At 39.8% G+C, this 17,022-nt stretch carries 12 protein-coding genes; 10 read left to right on the top strand and 2 right to left on the bottom strand.

Annotated features, from left to right (window positions below):
• From MK395_RS10220 to MK395_RS10210, 3 genes are all read left to right on the top strand, one after another.
• Window positions 1–794, top strand: a 794-nt coding sequence (locus MK395_RS10220; protein WP_268711815.1) for a SpaA isopeptide-forming pilin-related protein, incomplete at its 5' end; no start/stop codon positions are given.
• A 593-nt stretch (window positions 795–1,387) separates the two neighbouring features.
• Window positions 1,388–4,750, top strand: a complete 3,363-nt coding sequence (locus MK395_RS10215) for a Cna B-type domain-containing protein (RefSeq protein WP_268711814.1) — start codon at window positions 1,388–1,390, stop codon at window positions 4,748–4,750.
• Window positions 4,751–4,955: 205 nt separating this feature from the next.
• Window positions 4,956–5,696 (top strand): class I SAM-dependent methyltransferase, encoded by a 741-nt coding sequence (locus MK395_RS10210; protein ID WP_125391187.1) that lies wholly within the window; start codon window positions 4,956–4,958, stop codon window positions 5,694–5,696.
• 81 nt (window positions 5,697–5,777) lie between these two features.
• Here the strand turns inward: MK395_RS10210 and MK395_RS10205 are convergent, their stop codons facing one another.
• Window positions 5,778–6,137, bottom strand: coding sequence for a DUF3397 domain-containing protein (locus MK395_RS10205; RefSeq protein WP_008281343.1), 360 nt, complete (start codon window positions 6,135–6,137; stop codon window positions 5,778–5,780).
• 91 nt (window positions 6,138–6,228) lie between these two features.
• On the opposite strand from MK395_RS10205, the gene MK395_RS10200 reads away from it, so the two are divergent.
• The 5 genes from MK395_RS10200 to MK395_RS10180 are packed head-to-tail and all read left to right on the top strand — an operon-like array spanning window position 6,229 to window position 10,929.
• Window positions 6,229–7,185 carry a TIGR01212 family radical SAM protein gene (locus tag MK395_RS10200; protein ID WP_000867033.1) on the top strand — a complete coding sequence of 319 codons (957 nt, stop codon included), beginning with the start codon at window positions 6,229–6,231 and terminating at the stop codon, window positions 7,183–7,185.
• Window positions 7,169–7,726: a tRNA (mnm(5)s(2)U34)-methyltransferase gene (locus MK395_RS10195; protein WP_049477702.1), complete on the top strand. Its 558-nt coding sequence runs from the start codon at window positions 7,169–7,171 to the stop codon at window positions 7,724–7,726. The genes MK395_RS10200 and MK395_RS10195 overlap by 17 nt, the downstream gene beginning before the upstream one ends.
• The gene (locus tag MK395_RS10190; protein WP_000361097.1) at window positions 7,719–7,973 is read left to right on the top strand and encodes a hypothetical protein; all 255 of its coding nucleotides are present in this window, start codon (window positions 7,719–7,721) and stop codon (window positions 7,971–7,973) included. Before MK395_RS10195 ends, MK395_RS10190 begins: the two co-directional genes overlap by 8 nt.
• An 11-nt stretch (window positions 7,974–7,984) precedes the next feature.
• On the top strand, window positions 7,985–10,039 hold the full coding sequence (locus MK395_RS10185; RefSeq protein ID WP_268711813.1) for a cation:proton antiporter: 2,055 nt from the start codon (window positions 7,985–7,987) through the stop codon (window positions 10,037–10,039).
• 29 nt (window positions 10,040–10,068) lie between these two features.
• Window positions 10,069–10,929 (top strand): YihY/virulence factor BrkB family protein, encoded by an 861-nt coding sequence (locus tag MK395_RS10180; protein WP_000759520.1) that lies wholly within the window; start codon window positions 10,069–10,071, stop codon window positions 10,927–10,929.
• Window positions 10,930–10,968: 39 nt separating this feature from the next.
• On the opposite strand, the gene queA is transcribed toward MK395_RS10180, so the two are convergent.
• On the bottom strand, window positions 10,969–11,997 hold the full coding sequence (queA, locus tag MK395_RS10175) for a tRNA preQ1(34) S-adenosylmethionine ribosyltransferase-isomerase QueA (RefSeq protein WP_042768312.1): 1,029 nt from the start codon (window positions 11,995–11,997) through the stop codon (window positions 10,969–10,971).
• A 150-nt stretch (window positions 11,998–12,147) separates the two neighbouring features.
• Between queA and MK395_RS10170 the strand changes: the two genes are divergently transcribed.
• Window positions 12,148–12,855, top strand: coding sequence for a glucosamine-6-phosphate deaminase (locus MK395_RS10170; protein WP_000864609.1), 708 nt, complete (start codon window positions 12,148–12,150; stop codon window positions 12,853–12,855).
• A 292-nt stretch (window positions 12,856–13,147) separates the two neighbouring features.
• Window positions 13,148–17,022 (top strand): GEVED domain-containing protein (locus tag MK395_RS10165; RefSeq protein ID WP_268711812.1); only part of this gene is annotated, 3,875 nt, incomplete at its 3' end.

Here is a 17,022-nt window from a genome sequence, read left to right as displayed (position 1 = left end):
AAGACGATGACCTTCCACGTAAGATTACCTTCAGCAAGGTTAGCCTTGGTGGAACAGAAATCGCAGGCGCTCAAATCAAGATCTACAAGGGCGATAAGGCAGAAGGCACAGCCGTAGAAAGCTGGACATCAGAAGCTGGTAAGTCTAAAGATCTCAACTTGGCCCCAGGTACTTACACCTTCCATGAGGAAGCAGCTCCAACAGGCTACCTCAAAGTAACCGATATCACTTTCCAAGTCAAACATGACGGCACAGTGGAAGTGACAAATGTTGGTGAAAAAGACTCTAAAGGTGAAGAGAACAAAGTCGTAACCAACGGCTCAACAGTAACTGTAACCGACAAAGACGATGACCTTCCACGTAAGATCACCTTCAGCAAGGTAAATCTAGCGGGTGAAGAAATCGCGGGTGCAAAAATCCAAATTTTCCGTGGAGAAAAAGTTGCAGGTAATCCTGTGGCTGAATGGACTTCAAAAGCCAAACAATCACATGTACTTGATTTGACTCCGGGAGTATATACTTTCCATGAAGAGGCCGCTCCAACTGGATACTTAGCAGTAACAGATATTACATTCCAAGTTAACTACGACGGAACTGTAACAGTGGTAAATGCTAGTGGAAATCAGGTTGAGTTCAAGGATGGTAAGTTAGTAGTAACGGACCAAACTGAACCAGAAAATCCTAACCTACCAAACACTGGAAGTGAATCTGGACAAGCTGCATTAGCAGCAGGTTTAGCTCTTCTAGCTTTAGGCGCAGGTCTTGTAGCAACTAAACGAAGAAAAGAAGACTAATCTCATTTAGTAGCCAATAAGTACAGTAAAGAAAGATCAGGGATAACCCCCTGGTCTTTTTTCTATGATTCAGAATAATGAAATATGATAAATTAAACTATTTACCAGTATGGTATATGACTATTGCTAAATCTCTTCTGATTTTTACTTATATAAAATAGTTTGGATAATTATTAAGGTGTATCAAACTTATAAATAAATGGAACGTTTTGTGCATTGTTCCTTTCTGTTTGTTTAAAAGAGAAGTTGTTCGTAAGTGTTCACTATACTTAAAGAAACTATAGTGTGATGAAAGAATTAGTTTTTATGGCAGTAATTTTACACTGTGTCAATATTTTCAAAAGGCAATAACCTCATAATATTACAAAAAAAGTTAATTTTGTTTTATAATGAAATTAAAGGAGGTTTCTATATTAAGAATAGAACAAATATGGTAAATATTGCACTCACATATAGTTATGAAACATATTAATATGATGTAACTTATTCAATAACCCTCATGGATTTCAACGAATTCGAAAGGAGATGTGTGTTGAGATTTTATAATCATAGTTTGTCGTTTTAATGTTTTCGGTAATTTAGAAAGGAAGATTATGAAGAACAAGAAATTTTGGTTACCCATCCTAACTTCTCTGGCCTGTTTGCTAGGGATGTTCTTTGCTCCAAATTCAGTTCAAGCAAAGGAACTGAAGAACGTTATCAGTAATATTGGAATTTGGGAGGTTGATAATGGTAAGTTTATAAAACCGGATGCGAATGGTGTTTATACACTTTCTCCTGAGCATCATAACTACTCAAATTATAAATTCACTGTTGATTACGATTTGAGCGCCTATGATGGTAAATTAGAGGACGGTGATACCTTTACCTTTACTGTTCCGAGCCCTTTAACTGTTAGAAATGAAACTTTTGATTTAAAAGATAAGGAAACAGATCTCGTTATCGGAGAAACTCAAATTGTATCAAACGGGGATAATAATGGTGGTAAGGCAACTATTACATTAAAAAATCTGAAAGCCTATCTTGAGAAAAAAGGTGGCTATCAAGTCCAAAACGTTAAAGGAAATTTCTTTGTTGGTTTTAGTTCTAAAAATGAATTAAGCAATGAAACGCTCCGTTTTGATAAAACAGAAACCATAAATGAAATTACCCATCAAATCAAGGTTAAAAAAGGTGATGCGGCTGATTATTCTGAAGGAATTGGTCGAGCTAATTTCAATAAATATCACGGTTTGATTTACAAAGAGGATTGGACATCAAAGGCTCTAAATAAGAGTGGAAAATACTTACACAGCTGGTATGTTCGTGTTAATCCGAAACAGGCAGCCTATAATAAAATTGAAATTCATGACTGGGTAGATCCAAATGCTTCACCAATGCAGATGATCCCTGAAACATTTAGCGTCACGGCAGGTTGGTATGATCAATATTATTATTTGAAAGATGAAGTGGTTTTAGAAGCTGGTAAGGATTACCAAGTAAAATGGAATGATTCTTACACAGAATTTACTTTAACAATTAACAATGCATCTTCAATTCTTGCGAAGAACGGGAAACCAGCAGCATTTCGAATTAATTATAAAACAAGTGCTCCAGCGGATGGCACGCAAGTCCAAAACAATGCTGAAATGAAGGGTGATGACCAGATTCTAACATATGACGACTATAGTAATAAGACAGTCGTTAAGCAAATCGGAAACTCAGTCATTACTTCTGGTGGTACAATTCAGTTAGAAACTGCTTACCGTATCATTCTTTACAAGGTCGACGAGCTGACTCATGACCGTCTAAAAGGAGCAAAATTCAAGATTACTCCTCCAGCAGGAGCTACTGCTAAAGAGGAAATTGTAACGACAAATGATGACGGAATTGCTGAATCATCTATTTACTCAGAGAGTGATATCAAGAAAGGGAACTTTACAGTAACCGAGATTGAGGCTCCTGAGGGATATGAGTTGAATCCTACTCCATTTGAGATGACTGTTGGACAGGACGGAGCTATCAAAACAGTTACAAATAAACGTAGCAAAGCTAAAGCCAAGATTAAAGCTAATAAAAAACTTACAGGACGTGAGTTGAAGGCTGAAGAGTTTGAATTCACTTTAACAGACCAAGATGGTAAGGTGAAAGAAACTGTGAAGAATGACAAAGACGGGAACATTGCTTTCTCAGAATTGGAATTCGACAAAGCAGGGACTTATACCTTTAAAATTGCTGAAAAAGCTGGCAGTGATACAAGCATCAAGTACGACACTAAAACTGTCACGGCTACAGTTACTGTAGCGGACAAGGGTAAAGGTGCACTTGAAGCAACTGTTTCTTACGATGATGAAAAAGTTTTCGAAAACGCTTACACTCCAGCAAAAACGGAAGTTTCTGTGAAGAAAAAATGGGATGATAAGAACAACCAAGATGGTAAACGTCCATCTTCTATCACAGTTAAATTGCTTGCAGATGGCCAAGATACTGGAAAAACACTTGAATTGACTGAAGCGAACGGTTGGGCTGGAAGCTTCAAAGACCTTGATGCTGATAAAGGCGGCACACCTATCCAGTACACTGTAGTAGAAGTAACTGTTCCTAGTTACACTTCAGAAGTTACTGGTGACGCTGCATCAGGATTCACTATCACAAATAGCTATTCACCAGAAACAGTTGATGTAAAAGCAACTAAGAACTGGGATGACGCAAACAACCAAGACGGCAAACGTCCGACTAAGATTACAATCAATCTTTTAGCAGACGGTAAGAAAGTTGATTCGAAAGAAATTCAGGCTGCTGCAGACGGAACATGGACTGCTACATTCGAAAAATTAGCAAAATATAAAGCTGGAAAAGAAATCAAATACACTGTAACAGAAGAAGCCGTAGCAGAATACGAAGCTACTATTACAGACTTTACCATCACAAACAAATATGCTCCTAAAGAAATTGACTACAAGGTAACAAAAGTATGGAACGATGCCAACAACCAAGACGGTAAACGTCCTGAGTCCGTAACGGTTCAACTTTACAAAAAAGTAGGAGCTGCAGATCCAGTAGCCGTTGAAGGTAAGAAATTGACCTTAACAGCTAAGGAAAAGACTGATGATAATACTTGGGTAGCATCCTTCACCAATCTTCCACAATACGAAGCTGGAAAAGAAATCACCTATTCTATCAAGGAAGTGGATGTACCAGCTGGTTATAAAGCCTCTGTAACTGGTCAAGTAGTTACTAACACTCACAATCCAGATACAGTCATCCTTTCAGGAACTAAGGTGTGGAAAGATAACAACAACCAAGACGGCAAACGTACAACATCTGTGAAAGTTCAAATTCTTAACGGCGAAAAAGTTGTTCAAGAAATTGAAGTTTCAGAAAAAACTGGCTGGAAGTTCGAATCTAAAAAACTTCCTAAGTATGAGAATGGTAAAGAAATCAAGTATACTGTCAAAGAAACTGCTATGACAGAATACAAAGCAACCATCACTACAGACAAGGATGGCAAGTACACCATTACCAACGAACATACTCCAGAAAAAACAGCTGTAAAAGGTCATAAGATCTGGAAAGATGAAGAGAACAAAGACGGTATCCGTCCAGCATCTATCACAGTAAAACTTCTTGCAGATGGTAAGGAAACTGGTCAGACAGCTACAGTGTCAGAGACAAGTGGCTGGACTTATGAATTTACAGGTCTTGATCGTTATCAAGAAGGTAAGGAGATTACCTACACTGTTGAAGAAGTGAATGTTCCAGATGGTTATATAGCTTCAGTAGAAGGTTACAACATTACAAATACGCACACTCCTGAAAAACCAACACCTGGCAAACCAAATGAACCAGGTAAGCCTAAAAAAGGTGGGGAATTACCTAATACAGGAAGCGAGTCTAACCAAGCAGCTCTAGTAGGTGGAATCTCCCTTCTTGGATTGGGAACAGGATTCTTGGCAAGACGCAAAAAAGAAGATTAAATTTTTTAAACGGTATCTTTTACTAAATTTGCATCACGTTTTAAAAGTAGAAACAAGTGTCAATAGAAATTGACACTTGTTTTTTTGTAACTGACCCTGGTTCTACTACCGGATACAAGTGGATAGTTGCCACTTACTGAAATCCTATTGTGTTTGCGATGAAATCCTCTATAATAGGTGACAAATAGAAAAGGAGATGTTGCAAATGATTGAAACAAGATTACAAGATAAATTAAAGTCAGGTTTGGAGGTAGAAAATTTTCAAAAAGATGGCGATATCTATCTGTCTCTTAATCCAGACTATCTATCTGGAGATAATGCTAAATACATGACCATGTATAACCGTTTGGCTCGCTGGTATGATATGAGTGAGAAATGGATAGGACCGCTTCTCCACGGCAAGGCAATTGACAAGTTGAGAAGGGATCTGATGGAGGAAATAGAATGGAAAGATAATTTATCTGTTCTTTATGTCTCTATCGGCACTGGTCAAGACCTCCGTTATATTCCTGAAAAAATTGACCTGAAAAGTTTAGACTTTGTAGGGGTAGATATTTCTATCAGTATGCTAGAAAAATGCCAGAAATCTTCCGCTAAAAAGACCAATTTGCAACTTTTCCATGCTTGCGCGGAGGATCTACCCTTTGCGAATAATAGTTTTGACATTGTCTACCATATTGGCGGAATCAATTTTTTCAATGATAAGGCCAAGGCTATGCAGGAAATGCTACGAGTGGCGAAGCCAGGGACTAAGATTTTAATTGCAGATGAGACGGCTGACTATGTGGATCAGCAATATAAGAAAAATCATTTTAGTAAGGATTATTTTAAAGATGCTACTGTTGATTTGAGTGAAATTGAGAATGCTGTTCCAAGTGAAGTTAAGGAAAAGGAAATGAAACTTCTTTGGGATGGTAAATTCTACGCCTTAACATTTAGGAAATAAAAAAAGTATCTTGGTAGAGCTTAGAAAGTAAGTATGAAGATAAAAACATTCCCTTAGACAGCTGTCTGAGGGAATGTTTTTTTATGGGAGCATCATCAATTCGACAATCATAGCTATATAGATGATTAAGGTAAGGAGAAAACCGGCTCTCCAGAAGAATTTGATGAATTTAGGGTAATAAAAACTTCGTTTTTTGACAAGGAAAAAGATTACAAGGAGGATTGCTAGGAGAGAAAGTGCGACACCAAGTCGCGGTAGAAAGTTGTGGGTAAAGGCTTTAGCAGTAATCAGATAGTACTCAAATACCAACAGTGGAAAAGCTAGATCCGCGAAATTAAATCCTATTTTCCTAAGTCCGAAAAGCTTGGTGACAATAAAGCAAACCACCAAGGTTAATATCAATAATAAAATAGATGCTATTTTCATTAAAATCATACCCATATTGTATCATAAAAAAACGCTAAAGGAAATGAGAAACAAGGGAATTTGTAGGAAAGTCAGGCTTTTGAGATTGTAGGTGTTTTTTGTTATAATGAAAGTTATGAAATCTTATAATACCTTGAATGATTATTATCGAAAACTTTTTGGAGAAAAGACTTTCAAAGTTCCTATTGATGCGGGATTTGACTGTCCCAATCGGGATGGAACTGTAGCTCACGGTGGTTGTACTTTTTGTACGGTTTCAGGTTCTGGAGATGCCATCGTGGCACCGGATGCCCCTATCCGTGAGCAATTTTATAAGGAAATTGACTTTATGCACCGCAAGTGGCCAGAAGTTAAAAAGTATCTGGTTTATTTTCAAAACTTTACCAACACCCATGAAAAGGTGGAAGTGATTCGGGAGCGATACGAGCAGGCTATCAACGAGCCAGGTGTAGTAGGGATTAATATCGGAACACGACCAGACTGTTTACCCGATGAAACCATCGAATATTTGGCTGAGTTATCGGAACGCATGCATGTGACTGTAGAATTGGGCTTACAGACAACCTTTGAAGCAACCTCTGACCTGATTAACCGTGCCCATTCTTATGAATTGTATGTTGAAACAGTAAAACGCTTGAGGAAATATCCCAAAATTGAGATTGTTTCCCATTTGATCAATGGTTTGCCTGGTGAGACTCATGAGATGATGGTCGAAAATGTCCGTCGCTGTGTTACGGATAATGATATTCAAGGAATTAAACTGCACTTGCTTCACCTCATGACCAATACACGGATGCAGCGAGATTACCACGAAGGACGCTTGCAACTGATGAGTCAGGATGAGTATGTCAAGGTCATTTGTGACCAACTAGAAATCATTCCCAAGCATATCGTCATCCATCGAATTACAGGAGATGCACCGAGAGATATGCTGATTGGCCCTATGTGGAGCCTCAATAAATGGGAAGTGCTAAATGCTATTGAAACTGAAATGAGACGCCGAGGAAGTGTTCAGGGCTGTAAGGCTGTAAAACAGGAGTTTGAAAATGAAAAGACCACTTGAGATGGCGCATGATTTTTTAGCTGAAGTCGTGACAAAAGAGGATATTGTTGTGGATGCGACCATGGGTAATGGGCATGATACCCTTTTTCTAGCCAAGCTAGCCAAGCAAGTCTATGCCTTTGATATTCAGGAGCAGGCTTTGGAGAAGACGCAAGAGCGTTTGGATCAGGCTGGAATGAAAAATGCCCAGTTAATCTTGAAAGGTCATGAGACACTAGACCAGTTTGTGACAGAAGCTAAGGCAGGGATTTTTAATCTTGGTTATTTACCTTCTGCTGACAAATCCGTCATCACTCAACCTCAGACTACTATCGAAGCATTAGAAAATCTGTGTCATTTGCTTGTCAAAGGGGGACGGATTGCTATCATGATCTACTATGGTCATGAAGGAGGAGATACTGAGAGGGATGCTGTATTGGATTTTGTTAGCCAATTGAACCAACAAGAGTATACAGCTGCCATTTATCGGACTCTCAACCAAGTTAATAATCCACCGTTTTTAGTTATGATTGAAAAATTAGAAAGGTATAGACATGGATAAACAATACCTTCGTGAGAAGCTTGAGGCAATGCGCCAAAATTTTGTCGAGTCAACGCATCACGAGCGAGCAGTCGGGGTGCTCGACGAAGCACATATGAGCAAGAAAATGCTTAAAATTAAGAAAAAATTAGTGACTCTTGAAATGGAACGATGCCAGAAAAAAATTGAGCACAAAGACTGTTCTAAGATTGATCAGAAAATCCAAGAGCAAAAGGAGATTTTTGAATCTTGTTGTAAAAAAGATTAAGGAGGAATTGTGTGGAATTACTCATTTACTTGATTCTATTTTTATTTGTCTTAATCATTTCAACTACGACCAATAAAATTCTCCCTTTTTTGCCCCTTCCTCTTGTACAAATTCTTTTGGGGATTGGGATTGGTTTATTTGTTCCCGATGCGGACTTTCATCTCAATACAGAGCTGTTTCTGGCCATGGTTATTGGTCCCTTACTCTTCCGGGAGGCAGAAGAAGCAGATATTACGTCCATTTTGAAGCACTGGCGGATTGTTGTCTTTCTGATCTTTCCTGTGATTTTTATCTCGACCTTAAGCTTGGGGGGCATGGCTCACTTTCTTTGGATGACTCTTCCTTTGGCTGCCTGTTTAGCAGTTGGAGCGGCACTTGGGCCAACAGATTTGGTTGCCTTTGCATCTCTTTCTGAACGTTTTCGTTTTCCCAAACGGGTTTCCAATATCCTAAAAGGGGAAGGGCTCTTAAATGACGCTTCGGGTTTGGTTGCCTTTCAGATGGCTCTTGCTGCTTGGACAACAGGAACGTTTTCTTTCAGCCAAGCTGGAACTTCCCTAGCACTTTCTATACTTGGTGGTTTTGTAGTCGGTTTTGTGACGGCTATGGTCAATCGTTTTTTGCATAGCTTTTTACTGAGTGTACGAGCGATAGATATAGCCAGTGAACTATTGCTAGAGCTAAGTTTGCCGCTCATGACCTTTTTCATCGCAGAAGAGTTTCATGTTTCAGGGATCATCGCAGTAGTGGTTGCAGGTATTTTGAAGGCCAGTCGCTTTAAGAAAATTACGCTCCTTGAGGCTCAGGTAGACACCGTGACGGAGACCGTTTGGCACACCGTGACCTTTATGCTAAATGGATCAGTCTTTGTTCTCTTGGGAATGGAATTAGAGTTGATAGCAGAGCCGATCTTGTCTAATTCTCTCTACAATCCCCTTCTTTTACTGCTTTCAGTTGTCGTTCTGACCTTCTTACTCTTTGCGATCCGCTTTGTCATGATTGCTGGTTTTTACTTTGTGAGGACACGTCGACTTAAGAAAAAAATTCATAAGTACACGAAAGATATGCTTCTTTTGACCTTCTCTGGTGTCAAAGGGACAGTATCTATCGCGACTATTCTCCTCATACCAAGTCATTTGGAGCAGGAGTATCCTCTGTTGCTCTTTCTCGTAGCAGGCGTTACACTATTAAGCTTTCTAACAGGTTTACTGGTCCTCCCTCACTTATCTGAGGAACAAGAGGAAAGCAAGGATCATTTGATGCATATTGCGATTTTGAATGATGTAGCTGCAGAATTAGAAAAAGAACTGGACCATCACAAGAACAAACTTCCTCTTTATGCAGCTATTGATAATTATCATGGTCGAATTGAAAACCTCATCCTTAGTCTGGAAAATAAGAGAGTCCAGGAGGACTGGGAGTCCCTCAAACTTCTTATCTTAAGTATTGAGAGTGATGGTTTAGAGCAAGCCTACGAAGAAAATAGAATCAGTGAGCGTGGCTATCGAGTTTACCAACGTTACCTAAAAAACATGGAGCAGAGTATCAATCGGAACTTCGCTTCTAGAGTGACTTATTATTTCCTAGTTTCCTTACGGATACTGCGCTTTCTACTCCATGAAATGTTTACCTTTGGCAAAACTTTTCGTAGTTGGATGAATGAAGAATCTCGTAAACTATTAGCAGTTGACTATGATCAGATTTCAGAGTTGTATTTGGAAAATACAGAGCTGATTATCGAGAGTTTGGAAAACCTAAAAGGGGTTTACAAGAGTTCTCTGATTAGCTTTATGCAAGAGTCTCGTCTACGCGAGACGGCCATTATCGGAAGCGGTGCTTTTGTTGAGCGGGTTATCAATCGCATCAAGCCAAACAATATCGAAGAAATGCTGCGAGGCTACTATCTCGAACGTAAGGCAATCTTTGAATACGAAGAAGCTAAACTGATAACAGCCAAGTATGCCAAAAAACTACGACAAAATGTGAATAATTTAGAGAATTATTCTCTGAAAGAGGCTGCAAATACCTTGCCTTATGATATGCTAGATTTAATCAAAAGAACTTAAATGATGAAGAAAATGACGGAGGATGAAACATGAAAAAGTGGTGGAAAGAGCTGATGGACAGGCCCTTATTGAAAGCTTTTTTGCATTATTATCAAGCATCTGATAGCGAGTTGACCAGTGTTGCGGTTGCCTACTATTGGTTGATTTCAATCTTTCCTTTGCTAATGATAATGGTCAATATTTTGCCTTATTTTCAGATTCCGGTCTCAAATTTTTTACTTACGATCAAGGAATTCTTGCCTGATACGGTGTATGATGTGGTCGCCAAGATTGTCCGAGAAGTTCTGACTCAACCTTCGACTGGTTTGCTGAGTTTTGCCGTTTTATCTGCACTCTGGACCTTTTCGAAATCAATGGATTTCCTCCAAAAAGCTTTTAACAAAGCCTATGGAGTGACCAAGAGTCGAGGAATTATCTCCCATCAATTGATGAGTTTACTTGTTAGTTTCGGCTTGCAGATTCTTTTTGCCTTGGCCTTGTTTTTGAGTATGTTTGGTCGTATGTTGCTCAATCTCCTTAAAACTTACTGGCAATCAGATAGTCCGCTATTTTCCTACCTGCAAGATTTTACAGGCCCTCTGGTCTATGCCTTGATCTTTGCCATTCTGGTTATGATTTATTACTTCCTTCCAAAAGTAAAAGCACCGCGAATCCGCTATGTTTTACCAGGAAGTGTCTTTGTCTTGCTAACTCTTATCTTTTTATTGAATATCTTTTCTGTCTACGTCAATAGTTATGTTAATCACCTAGTTGACGTTCGATTTTTCAGTTCCATTATCGTGGTAGTCATGATGTTCTGGTTTATTCTCATTGCAAAGATTTTGATTATCGGAGCAGTTATCAATGCCAGTGTTCAGAGCTTGAAAGATCCAAAGTTTAGTATGGAATGATTAGAAAAATCCCTATTAGGTTTCCTAATAGGGATTTTCTTAATAGATAAACATGGCATCTCCAAAACTGAAGAATCGGTAGTGTTCTTGGATAGCATGGTGATAAGCATCTAAGACTAAGTCACGACCGGCAAAGGCAGAGACCAACATGACGAGAGTTGATTTTGGCAGATGGAAGTTGGTTGAAAAAGCATCCACAACCTTCCAGTCGTAGCCTGGTTTGATAAAGATATTGGTCCAACCAGAATCTGCTTGGATTTGCCCATTAAACTTGGAACCGATGGTTTCCAGTGTGCGGATAGAAGTGGTTCCTACAGCGATGACGCGTCCACCATTTTCCTTAACAGAGCGAAGAGTGGCTGCTGCTTCCTCAGAAAGTTGGTAGAATTCTGAGTGCATTTCATGTTCGTCCAGATTGTCAACAGAGACAGGTCTAAAGGTTCCGAGTCCGACGTGAAGAGTGAGATAAACCAGATGAACACCCTTGGCTTGGATTTCTGCTAGCAGTTCTTTAGTAAAGTGGAGACCAGCAGTCGGTGCAGCAGCAGAACCACTTTCTTTAGCGTAGACCGTTTGATAGCGTTCACGGTCATCCAATTTTTCATGGATATAAGGTGGTAGTGGCATTTCACCCAGGCTTTCCAAAACTTCTAGGAAAATTCCTTGGTATTCAAAGCGGACAATGCGGCCCCCGTGGGTCAGTTCTTCTGTAACGATAGCACTGAGACGACCATCGCCAAACTTGACACGAGTGCCAACCTTGAGGCGTTTGGCAGGTTTAGCCAGAACTTCCCACTCATCACCAGCAGTATTTTTAAGAAGGAGAAACTCCACGTGGCCACCTGTTTCTTCCTTTTGACCATAGAGGCGGGCTGGGAGAACACGGGTGTCGTTCATGACAAGGGCATCACCCGGTTCCAACATATCAATAATAGAGTGGAAGTGTTTATCCTGAAATTCTCCCGTCTCACGATTGACGATGAGGAGTTTAGAGGCATCACGTTTTTCCAGGGGAGTTTGGGCAATCAATTCCTCAGGTAAGTGGAAATCAAAATCAGCTGTATTCATATATCTGTTCATTCTTTCTAAGTTCTAATCCTATCCATTATAACATGTTTCAAGTTTGGACGCTCTTTTTTTGGAAATTAAATCGTTTTCACTTGACAAAAATTGGTCTATACCATATAATAAATATAGATTAAAATGGAGGATGAAAAGATGAAAGTTATTAAAGTTGAAAACCAAGTCGAAGGTGGAAAAGTTGCTTTTGAGATTTTGAAGGAAAAATTAGCCAATGGCGCTCAAACATTGGGACTTGCGACAGGAAGTAGTCCACTTGAGTTTTACAAAGAAATCGTTGAGAGTGACCTTGATTTTTCAAATCTAACCAGTGTGAACCTTGATGAGTATGTAGGGCTTGATGGGGACAATCCACAATCTTACCGTTACTTCATGCAAGAAAACCTGTTTAACCAAAAACCATTTAAAGAAAGTTTCTTGCCACGTGGTGTTAAGGATAATGCTGAAGAAGAAGTAGAACGCTACAATCAAATTTTAGCTGACCATCCTGTTGATTTGCAAATCTTGGGGATTGGTCGCAATGGACATATCGGCTTTAATGAGCCTGGCACTCCATTTGACAGTCAAACGCATCTAGTAGAACTTGACCAGTCTACTATCGAAGCCAATGCTCGCTTCTTTGACAAGATTGAAGACGTCCCAACCCAAGCCATTTCAATGGGAATTAAAAACATCTTGGATGCCAAGTCAATTATTCTCTTTGCTTACGGTGAGTCTAAAGCAGAAGCCATTGCTGGAACAGTGTCTGGTCCAGTGACTGAAAGTCTACCAGCAAGTAGCCTACAAAACCACCCTGACGTGACTATTATCGCTGATGCAGAAGCGCTCAGCTTACTTGAAAAATAAAAATTACACGAACCACTTGCTCTTTGGAGTGAGTGGTTTTTTGATTCTTATAAGCTAGAAGTGAAATTTTGATAATTTTGGTTTAAACTATAAAATATTTGAATAAAGAAATTATATAAATTTTAATGCAGGAAAAAAATATAACAAGATAATAATTGAAGTTAAGTATACGTAGTTTTTTTCTTTTATAATTTAAATAATAACTAAAATTTTTTAAGTTTACTTAGTAGCGAAGCTATAAAAAAAGTTGTATAATGTTCTGAGTTATAAAATTATAATTAAGGAGATTATAATGGGGAAAGATTTATTTAATCCACGCCTTCATAAGTTTTCTATTCGAAAACTAAATGTAGGTGTTTGTTCTGTGCTCTTGTCTACTTTTGTCCTTTTGGGAGCAACTTCTCAAGTTAGTGCTGATGAGACGAGTGTGACAAACTCTTTAAACGAGGTAGCTAAAACAAACCTTGATAAAACAACGGGGACTTCTATATCACCTACAGATTCTAAAACATCGGAAAAGTCTGAAACACCATCTGTAGTAGAATCCTCTCAACCAACTAAAGAAACAGCAACTTCAAATTCTGGAACAGAGGCTGCTGATAAAAAGAACAATGACAAATCGGTTATCTCTGAAACATCACAGTCTCCTGTTGAGAAACCAGTTACTTCTCCAGAAGATAAATCTACAGAGAGTGCTAAACCAGAAACTGCAGTTGCTCCAATAATTGCTGAACCTACTGAGACGTCTAGTGTTACTGAACAATCTACACGTTCTCGTAGAGTTCGTCGTGATACCCAGGCGACTTCAGTTGCACCAGCTAGTTATGCAGGTGCGGACGATGCGACTCCTGTACCACGTACATCTAAACCAGAATTGTCTGAATCAGAGAAGAAAGAAAGTACACAATTAGCAAAACAAATTAACTGGATTGATTTCTCTGATACAGCAAGCTTGAAAAACTTAGATCCTCAGGGAGGGTTTAAGATTGGAACTACTTATACGAAAGAAATTTCACCTGGTTATGTAGTTACCTTGACAGTTACTGAGCTTAAACCATTCCACGCTACTGAAATTTATAAAAAGCGTGTGGAAGGAACTTCATCTGCTGGAACTTATGATCCAAATGCAACAAACAGTTATTTAAAAAGTTGGAAAGATTATGGAAAAACTCCACCTCCTGTATCAGGTCAACCTCAAGATAAATGGAGTACTATTGGGGGACAAGGTTTTGATACACAAGGCCATAAAACACAAATTATCGTACCAGTTGATGGTGTAAACTGGGGGGTTAAATTTAAAATAGAAGCCACTTATCGTGGAAAAAAAGTAAAACCAGCAGTTGTTATGGCTGATGGAGAAGATGCTAACCCTGGTGAATATGGTATTTTTACCACTAACGGTGAAGGTTGGGAATACGTAGGAGAATGGATGAAAGGTCCTCGTGCAAAAGGTCCTTACACTGTTACGACTGAAGAACTTGTTAAGCAGGCTGACAAGACAACAAGAGGTGGTCTACTCATCCTAAAAGATAAGACTGTCGATTGGAATAAGTTTTTGAGTCCTGATACAGTTACAGGTGGTCTAGGTAGTCAAGTATTTGGACCAATAGTTTCAGCAAGTAAAGCAGTGCCAGTTGTAATGACCCGTGGGGCTTCTGAGGTAGGTTTTTATGTTGCGACCGCAGGGCAACAGGCACTTATGATGGGATTCTTGGTAGTTGATGGTGGTGATGCGCCAGAAAGTTACGGTGAAGCTCACCATACTATCTCTACACGCGATTCGATAACAAATGTTCAAATAAAGCAACCTTACTTAGGTTCTACAGAAGCAGATATCGATGTGGATTCTAAAAATGATTGGACTTCTGATGATCGTGAGGATGTTTCAGATGAAGGTCCGCAGCAATTGCTAACTGCTGATCAATATAACAATACTAACGACCTTTTGGATTTAAACAAAGCTAAGAATGGCACTTATACCCTTAAGATTAAGGCTAATCCAAATGGTAATGCTAAAGCATATGTCAAAGCATGGGTGGACTTCAATAATAATGGGAAATTTGATGATAATGAAGGCAGTGTAGTTAAAGAAATAACTGCTAATGGAGATCACACTTTAACATTTAATGCAATTCCGAGTCTTAGTGGTGGCTTAGTTGACCAACTTGGAATGCGTGTGCGTATTGCGACTAATGCAGGTGATATTGAGAAGCCTATCGGGATGGCATTTAGTGGTGAAGTAGAGGACATGTTGGTTCGTCGTACTTATCCACCTCAAGGTGAAAAGAAAGAAACAACAGGTCTTCAAGGTGAAACACAAAATGCTACAGTTCACTTCACACCTAAAGGACCAGATCGTTCAGACTTTGTAACTAATGCTAGCATGAGTAGCCAAGCGCCACAGATTTTGGATAATCAAGGAAATGTCTTGACTCCAACAAACGGCAATACTTATGTGCGTCCGGAAGGAACCTATGTAGTGACTACTAATGGAGATGATATCGATGTAGCGTTCACACCAAATGCAGACTTCACAGGAACTGCTGAAGGGATTAATATTCGTCGTACAGACTCAAACGGTTCATCAACTAACTGGCAATCAACTGATGCATCAAATCCAAATAAGAATGACATTTTGAACAATATGGATGGTCGATACATTCCTACTGTTCGAAAGATACCAACATATGAATCAACTGGTGTTCAAGGTCAAGAACAAAACAAAAATCTAATCTTTAATGATGGCGATCCAGATAAAACGCCAGTGACTCCAGATGCTTCACGCCCTGCGACCTTTGTGGATGCTAACGGCCAACCTATTATTGGTAACTCAGTTCCTGCTACATCCAATGGTCAGTCAGTTGGAACTTATGAGTTAGACCCTAACACTGGTCAAGTCACTTTCAAACCTAACAAAAATTTTGTTGGTACCCCAGACCCAGTTACTGTCCAAGTAAATGATTCTAACGGTGTTCCTTACCGAGCACATTATAAACCAACAGTGACTAAGGTAACACCAACCAGCACTAACGCAACCAGCACAGGCCCTCAAGGTGTTCCACAAACTGGTACTCCAAGCTTCCAAGGTGGTGACCCACTGGTTCCAATCGATGAAACAGTTGAACCAACCTTCGAAGATGGAAGTAAAGAGAAATCTATTCCAGGTCAAGGAACTTACACAATTGCGCCAGATGGAACTGTAACTTTCACACCAGACAAACAGTTTGTTGGAAACCCAGATCCAGTCACAGTGAAGCGTGTGGATAAGAACGGAACTCCAGTCACTGCGACCTACAGTCCAGAGTTTACGAAAGTAACGCCAACTGGTTCAGGTGATAAGACAGAGGGTCTGCAAGGTCAGGTCCAAGAAGGTAAAGTGACCTTCACTCCAGGCCATGACTCAGTTCCATTCCCAGCTGATTCAACTCCACTATTTGACAATGGTACAACTGTGAAAGAAGTGCCAAATGTTGGTAAGTTCGAAGTGGATGCAGATGGTAAGGTGACCTTCACTCCTGATAAACAGTTCAAGGGGGAAACACCAGAACTTGAATTGACTCGTGTGGATGCCAACGGAACTCCTGTTACTGTCAAGTACCAAGCAGTGGTGAAAGAAGTAACACCTACAGGAATCGGTGCAACAAGTACAGGTCCTCAAGGACTTCCACAAACTGGTACTCCAACCTTCCAAGGTGGCGATCCACTGGTTCCAATCGATGAAACAGTAGAGCCAACCTTCGAAGATGGAAGCAAAGAGAAATCTATTCCAGGTCAAGGAACTTACACGATTGCACCAGACGGAACTGTAACTTTCACACCAGACAAACAGTTTGTTGGAAACCCAGATCCAGTCACAGTCAAACGTGTTGATAAGAATGGCACTCCAGTTACTGCGACCTATAGTCCAGAGTTTACGAAAGTGACCCCAACAGGAACCGGTGCAACAAGTACAGGTCCTCAAGGACTTCCACAAACAGGCACTCCAAGCTTCCAAGGTGGCGACCCACTTGTTCCAATTGATGAAACAGTTGAACCAGCCTTCGAAGATGGAAGCAAAGAGAAATCTATTCCAGGTCAAGGAACTTACACGATTGCACCAGACGGAACTGTAACCTTCACTCCAGACAAACAGTTTGTTGGAAACCCAGCTCCAGTCACAGTCAAACG

This window comes from Streptococcus oralis (assembly GCF_026782085.1).
Classification (GTDB): Bacteria; Bacillota; Bacilli; order Lactobacillales; family Streptococcaceae; genus Streptococcus; species Streptococcus oralis_DA.
The sequence above is the reverse complement of the archived record's forward strand: the minus strand, read 5'-3'. Positions and strand labels throughout refer to the sequence as shown.

Coding starts and splice junctions, on each gene's coding strand:
- MK395_RS10215 (WP_268711814.1), top strand. CDS start 1,388: ATGAAGAACAAGAAATTTTGGTTACCCATCCTAACTTCTCTGGCCTGT.
- MK395_RS10210 (WP_125391187.1), top strand. CDS start 4,956: ATGATTGAAACAAGATTACAAGATAAATTAAAGTCAGGTTTGGAGGTA.
- MK395_RS10205 (WP_008281343.1), bottom strand. CDS start 6,137: ATGGGTATGATTTTAATGAAAATAGCATCTATTTTATTATTGATATTA.
- MK395_RS10200 (WP_000867033.1), top strand. CDS start 6,229: ATGAAAGTTATGAAATCTTATAATACCTTGAATGATTATTATCGAAAA.
- MK395_RS10195 (WP_049477702.1), top strand. CDS start 7,169: ATGAAAAGACCACTTGAGATGGCGCATGATTTTTTAGCTGAAGTCGTG.
- MK395_RS10190 (WP_000361097.1), top strand. CDS start 7,719: ATGGATAAACAATACCTTCGTGAGAAGCTTGAGGCAATGCGCCAAAAT.
- MK395_RS10180 (WP_000759520.1), top strand. CDS start 10,069: ATGAAAAAGTGGTGGAAAGAGCTGATGGACAGGCCCTTATTGAAAGCT.
- queA (WP_042768312.1), bottom strand. CDS start 11,997: ATGAATACAGCTGATTTTGATTTCCACTTACCTGAGGAATTGATTGCC.
- MK395_RS10170 (WP_000864609.1), top strand. CDS start 12,148: ATGAAAGTTATTAAAGTTGAAAACCAAGTCGAAGGTGGAAAAGTTGCT.